18 protein-coding genes are annotated in these 18,918 nt (G+C 61.0%); 3 read left to right on the forward strand and 15 right to left on the reverse strand.

The window, feature by feature from the left end; genetic code table 11:
- Positions 1-32: 32 nt before the first annotated feature.
- From hypB to AB5Z14_RS06580, 6 genes are all read right to left on the reverse strand, one after another.
- Entirely contained in the window at positions 33-716 is a 684-nt protein-coding gene (gene hypB, locus AB5Z14_RS06555; protein ID WP_006235936.1) for a hydrogenase nickel incorporation protein HypB, read from the reverse strand.
- Between the two features lie 54 nt (positions 717-770).
- Complete coding sequence (gene hypA / locus AB5Z14_RS06560) at positions 771-1,127, reverse strand: hydrogenase maturation nickel metallochaperone HypA (protein WP_117769919.1); 357 nt, start codon at positions 1,125-1,127, stop codon at positions 771-773.
- A 6-nt stretch (positions 1,128-1,133) separates the two neighbouring features.
- Positions 1,134-1,925, reverse strand: coding sequence for a twin-arginine translocase subunit TatC (tatC, locus tag AB5Z14_RS06565; protein ID WP_368130806.1), 792 nt, complete (start codon positions 1,923-1,925; stop codon positions 1,134-1,136).
- Positions 1,925-2,518, reverse strand: coding sequence for a twin-arginine translocase TatA/TatE family subunit (locus AB5Z14_RS06570; RefSeq protein WP_368130808.1), 594 nt, complete (start codon positions 2,516-2,518; stop codon positions 1,925-1,927). The genes tatC and AB5Z14_RS06570 overlap by 1 nt, the downstream gene beginning before the upstream one ends.
- A 153-nt stretch (positions 2,519-2,671) precedes the next feature.
- Entirely contained in the window at positions 2,672-2,986 is a 315-nt protein-coding gene (locus tag AB5Z14_RS06575) for an STAS domain-containing protein (RefSeq protein ID WP_035137695.1), read from the reverse strand.
- 51 nt (positions 2,987-3,037) lie between these two features.
- Positions 3,038-4,342 (reverse strand): aspartate aminotransferase type Ic, encoded by a 1,305-nt coding sequence (locus AB5Z14_RS06580; RefSeq protein WP_022093863.1) that lies wholly within the window; start codon positions 4,340-4,342, stop codon positions 3,038-3,040.
- A gap of 150 nt (positions 4,343-4,492) precedes the next feature.
- On the opposite strand from AB5Z14_RS06580, the gene AB5Z14_RS06585 reads away from it, so the two are divergent.
- Complete coding sequence (locus AB5Z14_RS06585) at positions 4,493-4,747, forward strand: hypothetical protein (RefSeq protein ID WP_022093864.1); 255 nt, start codon at positions 4,493-4,495, stop codon at positions 4,745-4,747.
- Between the two features lie 86 nt (positions 4,748-4,833).
- Here AB5Z14_RS06585 and nhaA read toward each other — a convergent pair whose 3' ends face one another.
- The 7 genes from nhaA to AB5Z14_RS06620 all read right to left on the reverse strand — a co-directional run bounded on the left by nhaA (position 4,834) and on the right by AB5Z14_RS06620 (position 12,415).
- Complete coding sequence (nhaA, locus tag AB5Z14_RS06590) at positions 4,834-6,192, reverse strand: Na+/H+ antiporter NhaA (protein WP_368130810.1); 1,359 nt, start codon at positions 6,190-6,192, stop codon at positions 4,834-4,836.
- 267 nt (positions 6,193-6,459) lie between these two features.
- Complete coding sequence (locus AB5Z14_RS06595; protein WP_118226883.1) at positions 6,460-7,383, reverse strand: manganese-dependent inorganic pyrophosphatase; 924 nt, start codon at positions 7,381-7,383, stop codon at positions 6,460-6,462.
- Between the two features lie 166 nt (positions 7,384-7,549).
- Complete coding sequence (locus AB5Z14_RS06600) at positions 7,550-8,503, reverse strand: ROK family protein (protein ID WP_368130811.1); 954 nt, start codon at positions 8,501-8,503, stop codon at positions 7,550-7,552.
- A gap of 241 nt (positions 8,504-8,744) precedes the next feature.
- A complete protein-coding gene (locus tag AB5Z14_RS06605; protein ID WP_197736861.1) occupies positions 8,745-9,077 on the reverse strand; it encodes a PTS sugar transporter subunit IIA in 333 nt (110 codons plus the stop codon).
- Between the two features lie 9 nt (positions 9,078-9,086).
- The gene (locus tag AB5Z14_RS06610; protein WP_035137700.1) at positions 9,087-9,389 is read right to left on the reverse strand and encodes a PTS sugar transporter subunit IIB; all 303 of its coding nucleotides are present in this window, start codon (positions 9,387-9,389) and stop codon (positions 9,087-9,089) included.
- A 161-nt stretch (positions 9,390-9,550) separates the two neighbouring features.
- Positions 9,551-10,894 (reverse strand): PTS sugar transporter subunit IIC, encoded by a 1,344-nt coding sequence (locus AB5Z14_RS06615; protein ID WP_270224979.1) that lies wholly within the window; start codon positions 10,892-10,894, stop codon positions 9,551-9,553.
- A gap of 120 nt (positions 10,895-11,014) precedes the next feature.
- Positions 11,015-12,415 carry a glycoside hydrolase family 1 protein gene (locus tag AB5Z14_RS06620; protein ID WP_368130813.1) on the reverse strand — a complete coding sequence of 467 codons (1,401 nt, stop codon included), beginning with the start codon at positions 12,413-12,415 and terminating at the stop codon, positions 11,015-11,017.
- Positions 12,416-12,718: 303 nt separating this feature from the next.
- Here AB5Z14_RS06620 and AB5Z14_RS06625 point away from each other — a divergent pair, with 303 nt between their 5' ends.
- Both AB5Z14_RS06625 and manA read left to right on the forward strand, forming a co-directional pair.
- Entirely contained in the window at positions 12,719-13,438 is a 720-nt protein-coding gene (locus tag AB5Z14_RS06625; RefSeq protein WP_368130814.1) for a GntR family transcriptional regulator, read from the forward strand.
- A gap of 68 nt (positions 13,439-13,506) precedes the next feature.
- Positions 13,507-14,445: a mannose-6-phosphate isomerase, class I gene (manA, locus tag AB5Z14_RS06630; protein WP_368130815.1), complete on the forward strand. Its 939-nt coding sequence runs from the start codon at positions 13,507-13,509 to the stop codon at positions 14,443-14,445.
- A 278-nt stretch (positions 14,446-14,723) separates the two neighbouring features.
- Here manA and AB5Z14_RS06635 read toward each other — a convergent pair whose 3' ends face one another.
- Together AB5Z14_RS06635 and AB5Z14_RS06640 are read right to left on the reverse strand one after the other, a co-directional pair.
- A complete protein-coding gene (locus AB5Z14_RS06635; protein WP_368130816.1) occupies positions 14,724-17,624 on the reverse strand; it encodes an ATP-dependent helicase in 2,901 nt (966 codons plus the stop codon).
- A 294-nt stretch (positions 17,625-17,918) separates the two neighbouring features.
- Complete coding sequence (locus tag AB5Z14_RS06640) at positions 17,919-18,899, reverse strand: undecaprenyl-diphosphate phosphatase (RefSeq protein ID WP_368130817.1); 981 nt, start codon at positions 18,897-18,899, stop codon at positions 17,919-17,921.
- Positions 18,900-18,918: the final 19 nt, after the last annotated feature.

The raw sequence follows: 18,918 nt of genomic DNA on the forward strand, positions 1-18,918 counted from the left end.
CTTCGGCTACGCCCGCCCGTATGGCGGCCGACTTACGCCCTTGCTTGCTCAATCTGCCCGATGAGCCAATCGCACCAGGCATCCATGCCCTCGCCCTTGCGCGCGCTCACGGCGAACCGCGGCGCCTGCGGATTGAGGTCATCGAGTGTCTTAGTATACCTATCCATGTCAAAATCGAAAGCCGGGGCCACGTCGACCTTGTTGAGCAGCTGTGCGCCGGCGTGCTGGAAGATGCCCGGGTACTTGATGGGCTTGTCGTCGCCCTCGGGCACCGAGAGAATCATGATGGACAGGTTCTCGCCCAGGTCAAAGTCGACCGGGCAGACTAGGTTGCCCACATTTTCGATAAAGATGACGTCGATGTTCTCCAGACCGACGGCCTGGTCGAACGCGTCAACGGCCTCCATGATCATGTTGCCCTCGAGGTGGCACAGGCCGCCCGTGTTGATCTGGATGGCGGGCATGCCGGCTTCCTTCATGGTGATGGCATCGACATCCGAGGCGATATCGCCCTCGATGACGGCACAGCGCAGGCCAGCCTTGTCGCGCAGGCGCTCGTTAGTGCCCAGGATCGTGGTGGTCTTGCCCGAACCGGGGCTCGACAAGACGTTGATCACATAGGTGTTTGTCTCATTAAATCGCTGACGCAGCTGATCTGCCAGGCGCTCGTTGCGCGACAGAATCGGCGATGCGATATCAATCGTTTTCTCGGCCATACTCGGCGCTCCTTACTTCTACCATTTATACCCCGTCCCCAGGTTGCTGGCGGGCTAATCGTCGGGGGTCTCGATCTCGATACTTGCGATGTCGAGTTCGCGGCCGTGCAGCAGACGCACGTTGGAGCCGCCACACTGGGGACAGCGACAATGGAAACGGTCGTGATCAAAGACCTCGCCGCAGTCCAGGCACTCGCTTTGTGGATGGACCTCCTCCACGGCAAGCTCGCAGCCGCGCGTGAGCGGGTCCTCGTCGCGAAACGTCTCCCAGGCAAAGTCGAGCGCCTCGCGCACGACCTCGGTCATATCCCCGATACGCAGCGTTACCAAAACGGCGCGCGAGGCCCCCGCCCCACGCGCCGCGCGAATCACTGTATCGAGTATGCCGTTGACAATGCCAACCTCGTGCATACCGATTTACTCCTCGTCGTCCTCATCGTCCGAGAACAGGTCCAGACGGCTCACAAACAGGCCCTCCTTGCCCTCGCGCGCGGTAATGACCACACGGGCAATGGCAAGCGAAATCTCGTAGAGCGAGAGCAGGGCGCCGTACATAAGGCCCAGGGTGACGGGCGAGCCGTCGGGCGTGATCACAGCCGAACCCACGAGCAGGCCTACGTACACGTAGCGCCAGGCGCTGCGGAAGGCCGCGTAGGACACGATGTGGAAAACGGACAGGTAGAAGATGATGAGCGGCAGCTCAAACGCCACACCAAAGCCGATCATAAAGAGCAGCTCCATGTTGATGTAGTCCTCCAGATTGGGCAACGCCGTAGCGACAGCCGAGGTCTCGCCGATGAGCCACTCAAAGCCTGCCGGAATGATGATGAAGTAGCAGAAGATAGCGCCCAGGAAGAACAGCACCGTCGAGGCGAGCACCGTGGGCACGACCCATTTGCGCTCGTTGGGACGCAGTGCCGGCAGGAAAAATGCCAGAATCTGCCAGATGATCATGGGCGTGCACATGACCACGGCCATCTTGATGGCCAGCGAGAAGCGCAGGCCAAAGCCGCCGAGCGTGGTGGTGATGTAAAACTTACCGTCCGGCACAAAGGAGCGGATGGGGTCTTTCAAGATGTCGAGCACCACGGGCGTGGCGAAATACAGCACGATGGCTGCGGCAAACACCGACACAACCACGATGGTCAGGCGGCGACGAAGCTCTCCCAGGTGGTCGAAGAGCGGCATACGCGCAGGTCCGATAGGCATTACTCATCGCCTCCCTTCGGGGCGTCGGCGGCAGCGGCTTCGTCCTCGGCCTCGAGCTCGCGAGCGAGCTGGTCGACGACGGCCTTACGTTTGCGGGGACGACGGGCGTAGAGGTCAGCCGTCGTGGGCTCTGCCGGCTCGGGCTCCGGCTCCGGCTCTGCGGCGGGGGCGGGCTCGGCGGCGGCGTCAGCCTCGGGCTCGGCGGCGGGCTCGGCGCCCTCGGCTTCAGGCTCCTCGGCAGCAGGCTCGCCCTCGGCGGCACCCTCGCTTGCGGCCTTCTCGGCAGCAAGGCGGGCGCGACGCTCGGCAAAGGTCTCCTTCTTGGCGGGCGCTGCCGTCTCGGCGGCATCCTCGTCCGCATCGGAATCGTCGTCGACGGCAGCCTTCTTGGGCTTGACCGGAGCCGACGCGGCCTCGCTCACCGGATCGATAATCTCGGACTGAACAACGGCCGTCATCTTTTCCTGCGTCTCGCGGAACTGACGGATGGCACGGCCGATCGTGCGGCCCATCTGCGGGAGCTTATCCGGGCCAAACAGCAAAAAGCCGAAGACCACGATGATCGCGAGCTCACCCTCTCCAATACCAAACACACATACCTCCAAGGCTCGATGTGAGTCGAGCCCGCACCGCGCCATTCGGCCGGAACTCGTCTATTCATTCGGTCAAGTATAGCGCCCGGACGCCAAAACGTCCGAGCGCATCACAAACATATGCCAAACGGCACGCCCTTTTGGGAGCAAAGACTATGCCGCGGTGATCGAAATCTCCTGGTCGACACCCAACAGCTGAACCACGCGCATCACCGGGGGCTGCACATTGGTGCAGCTAAAGCGCTTGCCGTGGTCGACCGCGTGGTGTGCGGCGCCCACGAGCACGCCAATGCCCGTCGAATCAATGTAGCTCACCTGGGCAAAATCGAGCTCAACGGCCTCGGTGGGCTGCTCGAGCGCCAGGTCGATAGCATTACGCAGGCTATCGGCGTTAGAGATATCGATCTCGCCGGTTACCTTAATGGTGTAGAGCTCTGGCGTGGGGTTGGTGGAAATACCCAAATCCATGTATATGCTCCTTTACGTATCGAAAGTGCGGATAGTACGGGAAGCCGCGCGTTAGGCGCGCTCGGCACGCGCAAGCTCGGCAGCGACGAGCTTAACGGCCAGCACCAGCACATCGAGCGCGGCCTCCAGGTCCTCGACCGTGGGATAGCTCGGCGCGATGCGGATGTTGGTGTCGCGCGGGTCCTTGCCATAGGGCCAGGTGGCACCGGCCGGCGTGAGCTTGACGCCCAGGTCGGCACAAAGCGCGGCGACCTTCTGGGCCGAGCCCTCGGGACCATCGAAGCTTACAAAGTAGCCGCCGCGGGGGTGCGTCCAGGTAGCACAGCCCGTGTCGCCCAAGCCCTCGGTGAGCTTGCGCTCGACGGCCTCAAAGCGCGGACGCAGGAACTCGGCATGCTTTTTCATGTGCTCCTTGACCGCCTCGATGGTGGGAAGGAAGCGCACGTGACGCAGCTGGTTGAGCTTGTCGGCGCTGATGAGGCCGGCCTTCAGGCGCTTGGAGAACTCGGCGATGACCGCGGGGCTCGCACCGATAAAGCCGATGCCGGCGCCCGGGAAGGTGATCTTGGACGTCGAGGCAAAGGCCACCACGCGGTCCTCGGTGCCCGCCGCGCGAGCGAGGTCAAAGATGTTTGCGAGCTCGTCGGTCTCGTCGTACAGGTCGTGCACGCAGTAGGCGTTGTCCCAGAAGATGCGGAAATCGGGCGCGGCCGTGGGCATCTCGACCAGACGGCGCACAGTGTCCTCGCTAAAGGTGATGCCCGTGGGGTTGGAATACTTGGGCACGCACCAGATACCCTTGATGGAATCGTCGGCGGCAACGAGGCGCTCGACCTCGTCCATGTCGGGGCCGTTGTCGGTCATCGCGACGGGGACGTTCTCGATGCCCAAGTCGGCGGTGATGCCAAAGTGGCGATCGTAGCCGGGAACGGGACACAGGAACTTGACCTTCTTGCCGTCGTGCGCGGCCTCGTAAGCCTCCCAAGGCTCGCTGCCGCACGAGCCGCAACGCCAGAACATGCCGGCGATGTCGTGCTCAATCAGCAGGCTCGACGAACCCAGTACGAGCGTCTGCTCGGCGGGACAGCCCAGGAACTCCCCTGCCAACTTGCGTGCCGAGGGAATGCCCTCAAAACAGCCGTAGTTGGAACAATCGACGTTGCCGTCGTGCAGATCGGCGTCGGCATTGAGGATATCGAGCATGGGGCGCGAGATGTCCACCTGGGAGGGCGACGGCTTGCCGCGCGCCATGTCGAGCGCCAGGCCCTTGGCCTTGACCTCGGCGACCTCGGCTTTGAGCGCCTCGATGGCGGCATCGAGTTCGGTGGTTTCCATCTTCTGGTAGATCGTCTGCATGGGGTGCGACCTTTCGCGAAGCGGTACGTTGCAGTTCGTCTAAGTATAGACCGCCACCGCCGCAACGTTATGAAGCCGTGATAGATTAAGTACATCGCAATAAATTACGAATCGCCGCGCATGCCGGCGTGGGGCGCCCAAGGAGGCACTATGGAGTACGGATCGTTCCAGGCCGAAGAATTCGGCGACCTGCAGCGCCTGGTCGACGGACTATTTTACGACCGCCACGCCATCGACCGCCTGGATCTGATCGTGCAGGCCGAGATCTTGGACCTCGCGCCCGACCTCATGGAAATCGTCAACCTTTTGCCGCCCGGCTACTACGACCGCCAATCGCTTTGCGACCAGCTCAACTCCGCCTTGGCCGCCCACGGCTGGGGCGCCGTCTACGGCACCGTGGAATAGCCCTAGTCATTTAAGAACGTCCCCAATGACTAAAACGCCGCTTGCGATGGTGTTCACAGGCGGCGTTTTCAAACTTGTATGTGCTTTTACTCGCCCTTGGGCGCGGGATGCTTGCGGACCACGCTCATGTAGATCATGCCGAGCACGGCCGCGGTGACCGAACCGGCAAGAATAGCGGCCTTGGCAGCCAGAACCTCAAACTGAGCCGTCGGGAAGGCAAGGCCACTGATGAGGATCGACATGGTAAAGCCGATACCGCCCAGAATGCCCACACCGGCAATCATGTGCCAGTTGACATTGTGCGGCAGCTCACAGACCCTAAACTTAACCAGGGCAAACGTCATGCCAAAGATGCCGATCGGCTTGCCCAGCAGCATGCCAAAGTACACGCCGAGCGTCACCGGGTCGGTGAGCAACGTGCTCATATCCACGCCCACTAGGCGAACCTGCGCGTTCACGAACGCAAAGATCGGCAGGATCACAAAGTTGACCGGCGTGGAGATCAGACGCTCCATGCGGATGAGCGGCGGGGTCACGCGGTGCATGACGCGCTCGACCTTGGTGGTCGAGACGGTAAAGTCATGCTGGCCCAGGATGTGTGCCTCGTCGTCGTAGCGGTCATCGAGCAGCGGCAGGCACTCGCCCAACCAATCGGTGAGGCTATCGAGCTTAACGCCGCACTTGGCCGGAATGGTGAAGGCCAGGATGACGCCGGCGAGCGTAGCGTGCACGCCGCTCTTGAACATGCAGAACCACAGCAGCAGGCCCAGTACCGAATACGGGGCAAGGCGGTAATGCTGCGTCTTGTTGAGCCACACGAGCGCGCAGGTCACAAGCGCGGCGGCGCCCAACCAAAACGGATTGGGGCTCTGACCGTAGAAAATGGCGATGGCGGCGATGGAGATGAGGTCGTCGGCGATGGCAAGCGTCGAGAAGAACACGCGCACGCCGTTGGGCACGCGATTGCCCAAAAGCGACAGCACGCCCAGCGCAAAGGCAATATCGGTTGCCATGGGGATGGCCCAACCGTTGCGGGCGCCGGCATGGTTAAAGATCAGGTAGATGCAGGCGGGAACGACGACGCCGCCCACGGCCGCCAGCATGGGAAGCATGGCCTGGCGCGGGTTCTTGAGCTCGCCAACTGTCATCTCGTACTTAAGCTCAATGCCCACGAGTAAAAAGAAGATCGCCATGAGGAAGTCGTTGACGAAAAGCTCGACGGTGAGACCGGCCGTCAGGTTGCCCAGACCCACATACAGCGGGGTCTCCAAAAAGTGATGGATAGCCTCGTAGGCATCGGTGTTGGCGCAAATGACGGCGGCGATGGCGGCGAAGACCATGACGGCGGCGGAAATCGTGCCGTTCTCGGCGATGCGCTCCCAAATGTCGTGGCGCTCAAAACGCTTGCGCTCACGAACGTTGAACAGCTGCTCGGGTGCTGCCATGGGCGGCTCCTTTCACGGGAAGGTTCCCGTCTTAAAAAAGCACGGCCCGCCCAAGTGGCGGCGCCGCGCTCTAACGTATTACGCTTGCATCTAGCCTACCCTGCACGACAAGCACGCAGGCGTGGCCGAAAAGCGGAACCACAGGTTGAACATTATTTGCTCAACGGCGCGGGCACGCCTGTCCAAGAGACGACGCGGAGCCGTGCACAAAAAACGACCGGAGCGCGGGGCGTCCGCGATCCGGTCGTGGCGTTTGGTCAACTAAACCTAGCAGGCGGCCATGATGGGGGCAGCGACCTGCTTCTTACGGGAGAGGACGCCCGGCATCCAGACGCCGTCGTGCTCGTCGGCAATGCCCAGGCCCTTCTGAGCGGCCTCGGTCTCGCCCTCGAGCAGGACCTGCGAGCCCTCCTCCATGATGTCGGTGATGCACAGGACAATGCCGTCGGCACCCTTCTCGGCGGCGTAGGCGCGCATGGCCTCGCGAATCTCGTCGATCATGCCGAGCGCACGGGTCTTGTCGACGGTCTCGTACTGGCCGATGAGCAGCTTCTTGCCGGCGGGCTCAAACATCTTGATGTCGTTGCCGACCATCTCGGCTGCGGTGAAGGAGCCGGACGGACGGGTGAGGAAGACCTCCATGCCAAACTTGACCGGGTCGACGCCCACCTGCTCGCCGAGCTTGGCGGCGACGGCACGGTCGACATCGGTGGTGGTGGGGCTCTTGAGCATGAGCGTGTCGGTCATCATGGCCGAGAGCAGCAGCTTAGCCTGGACGTCGGAAAGCTCAACGCCGAGCACGCCGGCGAGCTTGGTGACGATGGTGCAGCTGGAGCCCCAGGGCAGGCAGATGTAGTGCAGCGGGCCGGCGGTCTCGAAGTCGCCGATGCGGTGATGATCGACAACGCCAAAGACCGTGGCGTCCTTAAGGCCGGCGACGGACTGGGCAGACTCGTTGTGGTCGGTGAGGACGACGAGCTGACCGGCCTCGACGGACTCGATCACGCGGGGCTCGGCGATGCCGGCGTCGGCGAGCAGCTTGGCGGACTCGGCCGGAAGCTGACCAAGGGCGCAGGCCTCGTAGGTGTTGCCGGCATACTCAACCTGGTTGAGCAGCTGGGACAGGACGACGGCGCTCATGATGGCGTCGTTATCGGGGTTCTGGTGACCAAAGACAAGAACGTTTGCCATGGATATCCTCCACTTGATATGTGTACTTGGACGTAGCTATGGTAGCACGCCGATGCCGAGCCTTCGCAGACGGAAGGGTCACGGCATATTTTGGGGCAGGCATGGGGGCCAAGACTGTCCCTTTTGCACCGTGTTGGTGCAAAGTAACCTGACCCCCTTGCACCAGCTATTTACCGGCGGCGCGCAGGGCTACGTAGGCGGCGCCGATGATGCCGGCGTCGTTGCCGAGCGAAGCGACCTTGATGGGCGTCTCGCGCGAGGCGGAAAGCGCGTAGCGCTGGAAGTGCTCGCGGACCTTGTCGAGGTAGACATCGGCCGAAGCGGACGCGCCGCCACCGATCAGGAACATCTCGGGGTCAACCACGTTAGCAATAAGCGCCAGGGCACGGCCGAGATAGTCGGCCATGGTATCGGCAGCTGCCAGCGCGAGCTTGTCACCCTCGCGGCAGGCCTGGAACACGTCCTTGGAATCAGAAGGCCCGGTGAGCTCGATGGGCTCGACGCCCGCCTTCTTGCACTCAGCAAGGTAGTCGCTCACCACGCCAGTGGCGCTGGAATACTGCTCCAGATGGCCATGGCCGCCACAGCCGCAGGTGCGCTCCTCAGCCGGGTTCAGGCACATGTGGCCAATCTCACCGCCAGCACCCACAACGCCCGATACCACGTCGCCGTTAACGATAACGCCGCCGCCCACACCGGTACCGATGGTGACCATCACCACGTTCTGTACGCCCTTGGCAGAGCCGAGCCAGGCCTCGCCCATGGCAGCGGCGTTGGCATCGTTCTCATACTTAACGACCGCATCGGGGCAGTGCTTTTGAATGGCGATCCTCAGCTCGGGCAGGTTAATGGCAATGTTGGCCTTGACTTTGGCATCGCCCGACGCCGGGATGGGGCACGGAACGGCCAGGCCAATGCCTGCCACAAAGGCGCGCGGAATCTGCGCCTTGGCGACCACCTGGTCGATAGCCTCGGTCACCGCGGCAAAGCCTGCGGCGTCAACGATGGGAGGCGTGGGCACACTGGCCTTGGCCAGCAGGTTACCGTCCTCGTCGAACAGACCCTCCTTAACCGAAGTGCCGCCGACGTCAATGCCGATGTAGTACTGCTTAGGTTCCATGAGAGCCCACCTTTCTCGTTTAAACATTGCCTGTATGGTACCGCTCCCAAGGCAAAAACCTACCAAAAAGAGACAGGTTTGTTTTGGCAGGTTTTATCTGGGGTAACGCAATTGGCTGCCCAACAGGCCGCGCAAGACCATCCCCAAAAATAAAGGCGCCGGGAGGCGGAGGCTCCCGGCGCCCGTCAAAGGGACTATGTTGTCTGTTGGACCGCACGGTCCGTCGCGGCGATAACGCCGACTAGGCCTGAAGTGCCTGCAGCTGCTTGTGAACCTCGATGAGCTCCGTCGCCATGACGCGCATGGTCTCGGTGCCGGCCATCTGGTCCTCGGCATGCAGCAAAATCAACGGGGCCTCGCCGTTACGCTCGCCGTTGGCCTCCTTCTTCAGAAGCCCCATGTGAACATCGTGGCCACCGTTATAGGCCTCGTCGCCCTGCTTGATAAGCTCCTCGGCGGCGTCAAAATCGCCCTCCTTGGCCTTTTGCACGGCATTGATGTACATGCTCTTGGCGGTACCGACGTAGCTGATGATCTCAAAGCAGGTCATCTGCAGTTCGTTCATATCCTCCATGCAGAGCACCTAGCCCATCACGCTGACGCAGTGGTCGATGATGCCGGCAGCGTTCATGCGGCCGTAGTCGACCATGTTGATAACCTCGACCGGGAAGCGGCCGGCGGCCTCCTTCTCAAAATCGCCCTTGGTGTAGCCGATCTGCGGACCAAGCAGCAACATGTCGCACTCGTCCAGGTGATCGTGGGCCTCGTTCATGGGACGAGCCTCGACCTCAATATCCAGACCACGGTTTGCAACCTCGGCCTGCATCTTCTGGACCAGCAGGCTCGTGGACATACCGGCATTGCAGCAGAGCATGATCTTCTTCATGGTTTCCTCCTTATAACTGCGCGGCGCGCAGACGACAACTGGTTTTATTCCTTGCGGCTATTGTGCCCACCCCCCTGCATCTTTACACAAGGGAGAGAGCTGCGGGCACCGGCACCGCGTACCGGCGCCCGCAAAGGTGAAAGGGACGAACGTTAGGCGTTCTACTCGGCGAAAGCCTCCTGCTTGGCGATTGCCTTCTCGGAAATCTTCATAAAGGGCAGGTAGACGGCCATGCCAATGACAATCTCGATAGCCTGCCACACGCCGGCGCGCCAGTCAAAGCCCGTAGCGAGCAGGGCATTGATGACGGGAGGCATGGTCCAGGGCACCTGGGCGATGCAGGGGCTGATGATGCCTGCGCAGGTAAGGCCATAGGTGATGCCGATGAACAGATCGGGAAGAAGAACGAACGGGATCATGAGCGGCAGGTTGTACACGATGGGGTAACCGTAGATAACCGGCTCGTTGATGTTGAACAGACCAGGCAGGATAGCCATCTTGGAAACGGTCTCGGAAGCCTTGTTCTTGGAGAACAGGAGCGTGTCGAGCAGGAGCATGAGGGTGCAGCCCGAGCCGCCGATGAGGGCGAAGCTGTTAACGATCTGCATGTTCATGTAGTGATCGGGCTGGATGGTGCCACCGGCGGCAAAGGTAGCCATGTTGTCGACGATGAGCATGGTCAGGATCGGCTCGACGGTAGCGCCAGAGATGGTGGACTGGTGAATACCGACGCAGAACAGCAGGTTAGCAAGGGTGTAGATGAGGATAACAGCCCACGGACCGGCGTTCATGATGCTCTTGAGCGGGTTGGAGATGCACGTGGAGATGATGGTGCACAGATCGGTGCCGGCGCACACGGCGAGCAGGGCTGCGGCAAGAGCGAAGACCGCGAGGTTAAGCAGCATCGGAATCATGACGTTGAAGGAGTTGGAGACCGCGGGAGGCACGCCCTCGCCCAGCTTAACCTTGAGCTTCTCGACGCCAGAAATCTTGATGAAGAGCGAGACGGAAAGCAGGGCGATGATAATAGCCGAGAACAGACCGTTGGTGCCGGTGTTGGCAGTCGAAAGGGCGCCCGTGACCTCGGTGGAGGTGATCTTGTCGGTGAGCAGTGGGCTCGTGGCGGCAAGCGAGGCGGTGATCTGCTGCGGCATCATGATGACGAAGGCAGAGATGGCGACGACCACGCAAGCGAGCGGGTTATCGAAACGCTTGTTCTTGGCGAGGCTGTAGCCAATCAATCCGGCCAAGATAATGGCAGAGACGTTGAGGGTGCCCAGCGTAATTGCCGAGCCCCACGTCTGAAGGTTGGCAAGGCCCGCCGCATCGAGCGGGAACAGAGGGAACACGACGTTGTTAATAAGAACCGCGATACCCGCAAGGATATAGAGCGGCGTGATGGTCGCGAAGGCGTCACGCAGGGAACGCAGGTGAACCTGGTTTCCCACCTTCGCAGAGACCTCGGCAAACTTGTCGAGGAAGCTCTTTCCGTTGTCACTGGCCATGATTGCTCCTAACTTTCAAATCCGGCCTTTTCCTATGCGCACGGTGGTCTGTCGCCCTCTGCCACCAGATGTGCCATGTGTTGCGCGCGGCGGCGCGCGGTCTGGGCGTTCGCCCGGTCGCTAATCAACCACGTGGGTCGTGGCGACCTGTTTGAGCCAGGCCGCCGACTTCTTAAGACGGCGCTTATAGCCGTCCATGAGATCGACCTCGACAAAGCCGTAACGATTCTTAAAGGCATTGGCCCAAGACCAGTTATCGATGACGGCCCAGTAGTGATAGCCCCGGCACTTGGCGCCCTCGTCGATGGCCTTGGCCACCCACTCCAGGTGCTGACGTACAAAGTCGACGCGGTAGTCATCCTGGATGGTTCCTTCGGCGTCACGGTTCTTGTATTCGTCCATGATGCCGATGCCGTTCTCGGAAACGAACCACTCAAGATCGGGGTAGTTCTTAGCGCAGTCCATGCCAAAGTCGTAGAGGCCCTGCGGGTAGATCTCCCAGCCGCGGCTCTCGTTCATAACGGCGTCGGGCCATACGTACTCGTCGGCAAAGTGCGGCAGGCCGTACTGGTCGACCTTGCTCGCCGGCGCCTGAACACGCGTGGGGTGGTAGTAGTTGCAGCCGAGCCAGTCGACAACACCCTGCTTGAGGATCTCTTGGTCGCCGGCGCGGAACGGGAGCTTAACGCCGCCCTCGGCCAGGCTGTCGAGCACGTCGGCAGGAAGCTCGCCCTTGGTGATGAGGTCGAGCCACCAGCGGTTGTTGATGCCGCTGGTCATGCGCACGGCCTCGAGGTCCGCCTCGCTGGGGTTCTCCTTGGTGTAGACCGGGGTAAAGCAGTTGATCATGCCGATCTTGGCATCGGCGCGAATAGCGCCCTCGTCATAGGCGCGACGATAGTTGGCCACGGCCAGCGCGTGCGCCAGCGAGATGTGATACTGCACGGTGCGGGCGCGGTTGAAGTCGTGGAGCTGCGGGAACCACACGCCCTCCTGATAGCGCTGCTCGGGCTCGACGATGGGCTCGTTAAAGGTGAACCAGTACTTAATCTCCTGGCCAAACTCGTGGAAGGCGACGTCGGCGTAATGTGCGTAAGCCTCGACAACCTCACGGCTCTCCCAGCCGCCACGGTTAAAAAGGTAGGTGGGCATGTCAAAGTGGTACAAGTTGACAAACGGCTCCAGGCCGGCTTCGCGAGAGGCGCGGAACAACTCGTGATACCACGCGGCGCCTTCCTCGTTGAGGTTGCCGTCGGCATCGAGCAGACGGCTCCACTGGATGGAAGTGCGATAGGTATCCAGGCCCAAGTCCTTCAAAATGCGAAGGTCTTCCTGGTACTTGGCCATAAAGTCATTGCCGGCGTAAGAGCCAACGCAGTTGTAGAACGAGCCCAGATCCTGGATGGACCAGGTGTCCCACAGGTTCTCGAGCTTGCCGCCCTGGTTCCACTGACCCTCAGTCTGCGGGCCGGACATAGCAGCACCAAAGAAGAAGTCGTTGGGCAGCTGATACTGTGCCATCAAAGTCCTCGCTTTCGTGTTCTAGAGCTTCCGGTTGGAGACGGGTTTGCTTTGGCAGGTTATCCGGCGCGGGCGCGCACCGGTCATACCGATATCCAACCCGCCAAAACAAAACCGTCCCCAAACGGTCGATCCTGTTCTGCGGAAAGATTCCGTTCGTTGCTTAAACTATAGCGCTCTAATTCTAAAAGTAAAGCGTCTTTTTCTTTTTTCTTTCTCGAGCTTCTTAGATAAAGGTTATATGGGTGCCTTGTTAAGGGTTATACTTACTTGCGTATTGATATATGTCGGAAAGGAGGTTCCTTGATTCCCAAATACGAGGCGATAGCTGCAGATATTCGTCGAAGTATTGGGGATGGCGCTCTTAAACCGGGCGACAAGCTTCCCACCGTCGTTGAGTTCTGCGAGCTCTATAGCGTTTCAAAAATCACCGTCAAACGAGCTATTGAACAAATCACCGAGGAAGGTCTTATTACCAGCCGACGCGGATCGGGTACCTACGTTAAGGACACGGCGGGACTTCCCGGCCAGGCGTTTTTCCAGGGCAAAAACGACCGTGCCCAGGGTTTTTCGTATGAGCATCGCGGGGAGAAGGTGACCTCGGTGGTCTACGATTTCTCGATCGTTAATCCACCGGCGGACATCGCAGCCCAGCTGGGAATTGCCGAGGATGACTTTGCCTATCACGTCGTGCGCGTGCGTCAGGCCGATGAGAAGCCCATCGTTATCGAGTACACCTACATGCCCCTCGAGCTGATTCCAGGCCTTAAAAAGAAGGACCTGTACGGATCGGTCTACCGCTTCATCCGCGAGCAATGCGGGCTAAAGATTTCGAGCTTCCACCGTACCATTCGCGCCGTGGCAGCAACCGAGGAAGAAGCCGAGCGTCTGGACACCAAACTTGGCTCTCCCCTGCTCGAGCTCACCCAGATTGGTTTTTTGGACAGCGGCGCCGCCTTTGAGTATTCGGTCTCGCGCAACGTTGGCGACCGCTTTGAGCTGCACAACGTAACGTTGGCATAGGTTTTTGTAGTCACGCGGGCGCTCGTTTTGAGCTGTTTTGTGCAACGCCCGCGCAACATGATGGGGGTATGAATATGTCCGATTTGATTAAACTGACGCCGATCTTCCACGAGAAAATCTGGGGTGGCCGCCAGCTCGAAACCGTATTTGGTTACGACATTCCCGAAGGTCCCATCGGTGAGTGCTGGGCCATCTCGGCCCATCCCAACGGTGACTGCCAGATTGCGGAGGGCCCGTATGCAGGCCACACGCTTTCATGGCTGTGGGCCGAGCACCGCGAGCTCTTTGGCAATTGCGAGGGCAAGGAGTTCCCGCTGCTCATTAAGATTCTGGATGCCAAGGACGACCTTTCAATCCAGATTCATCCCAACGACGAGTACGCCGCCGAGCACGAGAACGGCAGCCTGGGCAAAACCGAGTGCTGGTATGTACTGGACTGCGAGCCCGGTGCCACGATCATCGTCGGCCAGCGCGCGCATGACCGCGCCGAGGCTGCACAGATGATCGAGGAGGGCCGTTGGGACGAGATGCTCAACGTGCTGCCGATTCACAAGGGAGACTTTTTCCAGATCGACTCCGGTACCGTGCATGCCATCAAGACCGGCACGCTCATTTTGGAGACGCAGCAGTCGAGCGACGTGACGTATCGCCTGTACGACTACGACCGTCCCGGCACCGACGGAAAGCTGCGCCCGCTGCACATTGAGCAGAGCCTCGACTGCATCGACTTTGATGCTCAGGCTCCGACCGACGGCACGGTGACCGCGCCCGAGGTGGACGGCGTGACCGAGCTCGAGTCCAACCCCTGCTACACCGTCGATCGCGTGCGCGTCAACGGCAGCAAGACCCTCGACCAGCGCTGGCCCTTCATGTGCCTGTCGGTCATCGACGGCGAAGGCACCGTCTGCGGCGACCCCGTCCACAAGGGAAGCCACCTGCTGGCCCCGAACACCGTCAGCTCCATCGACCTCGAAGGCAAGATGGAACTGATCATCAGCCACCTCTAGGTCGCAACAACAACCAAAACGCAACAAGGGGCTCCCCCGTCCACCAGCGGAGGGCCCCTTATCCATATATATCAGCCCACCCGGCTCTCCAGATCAAAAAAGCGGACGAGCAGAGCGACGTTCGCAAGCAACGTTACCCAAGGACCTGGGCGGGCGTATGGGGCAACATCGATCGCGAGTTCCGCACGCAAAGGAGAGCACTTAATGTGCTCTCCGTCTTGCGCAGGACTGCCCGAGCAGGCGATGTTGCCCCATACGCCCGCCCAGGTCCGCCGGGATCACGACAGCTTGACGATCGGTGCAAAACCTTTCATTAGCTTTTTGGTCTGGCCGGTCTTTTCAAATTGAACCTCGATCATGTCTCCGGCGACCGAGATCACGGTGCCCGTGCCAAAGGTCTTGTGGCTCACGGTATCGCCTGCGGCAAAGTCCTGCGACGCGCTAGCGCGATCGACCTTGCGCTCCACTGTCGGCGACACCTTAGATGACGGCTTTTTGGCTCGCGGCGCACCCGAGCCAAAGGTCGAGGCAACACGGCCGGCGTCGGGCGAGACTCCACGATGGCGCTCGGTCCCATAGCTGCTGCCACCAAAGAAGTCGTCAAAGCTCGATCCGCCGCGCGAACCGGAACCGCCGGTCGAGCGCGTATGCGAACCGAACACCTTGCCGCCGTACATATCCGAGCCCATACCCGAGCCAAAGGTGCCGTGACGGTCGCCGCGTTTCTCCCAGCCCGTGCCCTCAAAACCGGCAGAACCGATGCCGCTAAACTCGATATCCTCAAACGGAATCTCGTTGAGGAAGCGCGAGCGCGGGTTGGCAGAAGTCGAGCCGTAGGTGCGACGCGTGGCAGCATAGGTCAAGAACAGGCGTTTACGGGCGCGCGTGATGGCGACGTAGGCCAGGCGACGCTCCTCCTCGAGCTTGCCCGGATCATCGCTGCCGCCAAAGTCGTGCACGTGCGGGAAGATGCCCTCCTCCATGCCGGCCACGAACACCGCCGGGAACTCCAGGCCCTTGGCTGAGTGGATGGTCATCATGGTGATGGCATGCGTCTCGCCTGCCAAAGAATCCAAGTCGGAGCGCAGGGCAAGCCACTCCATGAGAGCCGGCAGTGCCTTGCAGGTAAGCGGACCGTAGGTGCGCTCGATCTCGTCGGCATGCACGGCACCCGCCGGCATCTCCGTCGGCGCGGCATAGGCGTTACCCGCGATGGCGGCGGCCAGGGCATCCTGCGGAGACAGCGCCGGAGCGGCTAGGCTATCGAGCGGGTTGGAACCAGCGGCGTCGCGAGCGCCGACCAGCGCCTCAAACGAGGATGCCGGGGCGGACGGTCCCGGCTCGGGCGCGGGCGCACTCACCACGACGGGCTCGGGCTCGGCGCTGACAGGCACATCGGCAACACCGGCAGCGCGCAGCTCTTCTAGGCTCTCGAGCGTACCCTCGATATCCTCGTGCGTCTCCTCAAATTCGGCGGCGACGCCCAGGAATTCCTGGATGTTCTCGGCGCGGCTCTCGGACTCCATGGTGCCCTCGGCGCGGAAGGCCTGCAGCAGGCCCGTCTTGTCGACAATCATCTCGACGACGTCCTTGAGCTCGCCGTCCATGCGACGACCCTCGCGCACCAGCGACACAAAGCTCGACAGGCCGTTACGCACCTTGGCGCTAAACATGCCTGTCTCGGCTGTTGCGATCTCGCAGGCCTGAAAGAACGAGCAGCGGTTGTCGCGTGCCAGCTGCTCAATCTTTTGAATCGAGGTGGAGCCGATGCCGCGGCGCGGCGTGTTGATGACGCGCTTGACGCTCATCTCGTCGGCCGGGTTCACGATCATCTTGAGGTAGGCCATGACATCGCGGATCTCGGCACGGTCGAAGAATCGCGTGCCACCCACGATTTTGTAGGGCACGCCCGCACGCAGGAACATATCTTCGAGAATACGCGACTGGGCGTTGGTGCGATAGAACACGGCGATGTCGTCGTAGCTCGTGCCTTTGGCATGCAGTTTCTCGATCTCGCCGGCAATCCAGCGGCCCTCGTCGCGCTCGTCGCTCGCCTGGAAGGCCTGGATCTTCTCGCCATCGCCCTCGGCCGTAAACAGGCGCTTATCCTTGCGCTGCGAGTTGTGGCGAACCACGGCGTTGGCGGCGCTCAGGATATGGCCCGTGGAGCGGTAGTTCTGCTCCAGCTTGACGGTCTTGCAGTTTTTAAAGTCCTTCTCAAAGTCCAGGATGTTGGTGATGTCGGCGCCGCGCCAGCTATAAATGGACTGATCATCGTCGCCTACGACCATGAGATTTTGGTACTTGGCGGCCAATAGATTGGCGATCTCGTACTGGACGTGGTTGGTGTCCTGATACTCGTCGACGCTAATGTAGCGGAAACGCTCTTGGTACTTATCGAGCACCTCAGGGCGGGTGCGCAGCAGCTCGAGCGTGCGCACGAGCAGGTCGTCGAAGTCCATCGCGTTGGCGGCGCGCAGGCGGCGTTCCAGCTCCAGGTAGACCTGCGCGGCCTTTTTGTCGTTGGGGCTATCGGCGGATTTGAGCATGTCCCCGGGGCCGATCATGGCGTTTTTGGCCGAGCTGATCTTGCTGCGGATCATGTTGATGGGGAACTGCTTTTGCTCGATACCGAGCGCCTGCATAATGTCACGCACCATGCGCTTTGAGTCATCGTCATCGTAGATGGTGAACTGACCGGTGTAGCCCAGCAGGTCGGCGTCCTCGCGCAGCATGCGAACGCACATGGCATGGAAGGTGCACACCCACATGCCGCGGGTACCGCTGGGGATGAGTGCCGCCAGACGCTCACGCATCTCGGCCGCGGCCTTGTTGGTAAACGTGATGGCAAGAATCTGCCAGGGCTTAACGCCCAGGTCGCCGAGCATATGGGCGATGCGGAAGGTCAAGACGCGGGTCTTGCCCGAGCCGGCGCCGGCGAGCACCAGCAGCGGGCCCTCGGTGGTCAGGACCGCCTCGCGCTGGGCGGGATTAAGGCTGTCGATGTCGACGAGCGGCTTGGCGGGTTTGGGTGCCGGCGCGGGAGCGTCATAGATGTCAAGCGGGACGAGCTCGGGCTCCGGCACTGCAGGGGCAACATATGCATCGAGCGGCACGGGTTCCGGCGCGGGCGGCACGGGCACCGCGGCGTTCTTTTCCCAGGGCAGGGGCTGGGTCATGGGCGACTCCTCATCTGACGGACGGCGCGCCTGCGGACAGCGCCATAGTTTGAGCCGTACCAGTATACCGAGCCGCGCGGACACCGACGCAAATCACACCACGACTCCGTGCGCCACTGCCGGGCCCGCCCCAGCGGGTTTGGTGCAAAGGTGTCAGGTTTGTCTGCACCAAGCTGGTGCAAAGTAACCTGACCCCAATGCACCAATCAAAAGGGGGCGGCATGGACCTTTTGGCCATGCCGCCCCCTTTGAATAACAAGTTGTCGCCCTGGCCGCCACGCAGCGTCAATCAAGTTACAGGCCGAGCATAGGCTCCAGAACGAAGAAGTATGCGAGCACTACGATGCCCAGGATGATGCGGTAAACACCGAAGCACTTAAAGTCGTGACGGCGAACGAAGCCCATGAGCCACTTGATGGCGATGAGCGAAACCACAAAGGCCACGACGCAGCCCACGCCCAAAATGGCGATCTCGTTGGTGCCAAACGTGCCGCCCTTGATAAAGTACTTGACCAGCTTAAGCGCGCTCGCACCAAACATAACGGGAATGGCCAGGAAGAACGTGAACTTGGACGCCACCGAACGCGTGCAGCCCAAAAGCAAGCCGCCGATGATAGTGGAACCGGAGCGAGACGTACCCGGCACCAGCGAAAGCACCTGGAAGCAACCGATACCCAGCGCAGTCTTCCAGCTCAGGTCCTCGAGCGTGGCGATGGAGCCAAAGTCCAGATTCTCGTCATCGCCCTCGTCCTCGGCAGCAGCCGCGGCAGGCGCCGCAAAGTGCGCACCGGCGGGACGTCCGCCCGCCACCACAGCACGCGAACCAAACGAACCGGCAACGGTCATCTCCTCGCGCTTGTTCGCGCGCCAATTCTCAATCACGATGAACAGCACGCCGTAGACGATAAGCGCCAGCGCCACGACGGGAGCGTTGTAGAAATGCTCCTCCATCCAGTCGTTAAGCGGCAGGCCGATCGCCGCGGCGGGAATACAGCCGAGCACAATCTTGCCCCACAGCACCCATGTGTCGCGACGGCCTTCCTTGCCCTTGCTCGGCGAGAACGGATTGAGTTCATGGAAAAACAGCACGCAGACGGCCAGAATGGCGCCGAGCTGAATCACGACCAGGAACATATTCCAGAACGTCTCGCTCACGTTCATCTTGACGAACTCGTCCACCAAGATCATGTGACCCGTCGACGACACGGGCAGCCATTCGGTGATGCCCTCGACCAGGCCCATGAAGGCAGATTTTAGAAGCTCGATAATATCCAAAGGGACCCCCTCGTTAGAC

The sequence above is a fragment of the Collinsella aerofaciens genome, assembly GCF_040910265.1.
GTDB lineage: Bacteria > Actinomycetota > Coriobacteriia > Coriobacteriales > Coriobacteriaceae > Collinsella > Collinsella aerofaciens_BK.

Excerpts from the sequence above, each read along its gene's own strand:
- hypB (WP_006235936.1), bottom strand. The coding sequence starts at position 716 with ATGGCCGAGAAAACGATTGATATCGCATCGCCGATTCTGTCGCGCAAC.
- hypA (WP_117769919.1), bottom strand. The coding sequence starts at position 1,127 with ATGCACGAGGTTGGCATTGTCAACGGCATACTCGATACAGTGATTCGC.
- tatC (WP_368130806.1), bottom strand. The coding sequence starts at position 1,925 with ATGCCTATCGGACCTGCGCGTATGCCGCTCTTCGACCACCTGGGAGAG.
- AB5Z14_RS06575 (WP_035137695.1), bottom strand. The coding sequence starts at position 2,986 with ATGGATTTGGGTATTTCCACCAACCCCACGCCAGAGCTCTACACCATT.
- AB5Z14_RS06580 (WP_022093863.1), bottom strand. The coding sequence starts at position 4,342 with ATGCAGACGATCTACCAGAAGATGGAAACCACCGAACTCGATGCCGCC.
- AB5Z14_RS06585 (WP_022093864.1), top strand. The coding sequence starts at position 4,493 with ATGGAGTACGGATCGTTCCAGGCCGAAGAATTCGGCGACCTGCAGCGC.
- nhaA (WP_368130810.1), bottom strand. The coding sequence starts at position 6,192 with ATGGCAGCACCCGAGCAGCTGTTCAACGTTCGTGAGCGCAAGCGTTTT.
- AB5Z14_RS06595 (WP_118226883.1), bottom strand. The coding sequence starts at position 7,383 with ATGGCAAACGTTCTTGTCTTTGGTCACCAGAACCCCGATAACGACGCC.
- AB5Z14_RS06600 (WP_368130811.1), bottom strand. The coding sequence starts at position 8,503 with ATGGAACCTAAGCAGTACTACATCGGCATTGACGTCGGCGGCACTTCG.
- AB5Z14_RS06605 (WP_197736861.1), bottom strand. The coding sequence starts at position 9,077 with ATGGAGGATATGAACGAACTGCAGATGACCTGCTTTGAGATCATCAGC.
- AB5Z14_RS06610 (WP_035137700.1), bottom strand. The coding sequence starts at position 9,389 with ATGAAGAAGATCATGCTCTGCTGCAATGCCGGTATGTCCACGAGCCTG.
- AB5Z14_RS06615 (WP_270224979.1), bottom strand. The coding sequence starts at position 10,894 with ATGGCCAGTGACAACGGAAAGAGCTTCCTCGACAAGTTTGCCGAGGTC.
- AB5Z14_RS06620 (WP_368130813.1), bottom strand. The coding sequence starts at position 12,415 with ATGGCACAGTATCAGCTGCCCAACGACTTCTTCTTTGGTGCTGCTATG.
- manA (WP_368130815.1), top strand. The coding sequence starts at position 13,507 with ATGAATATGTCCGATTTGATTAAACTGACGCCGATCTTCCACGAGAAA.
- AB5Z14_RS06635 (WP_368130816.1), bottom strand. The coding sequence starts at position 17,624 with ATGACCCAGCCCCTGCCCTGGGAAAAGAACGCCGCGGTGCCCGTGCCG.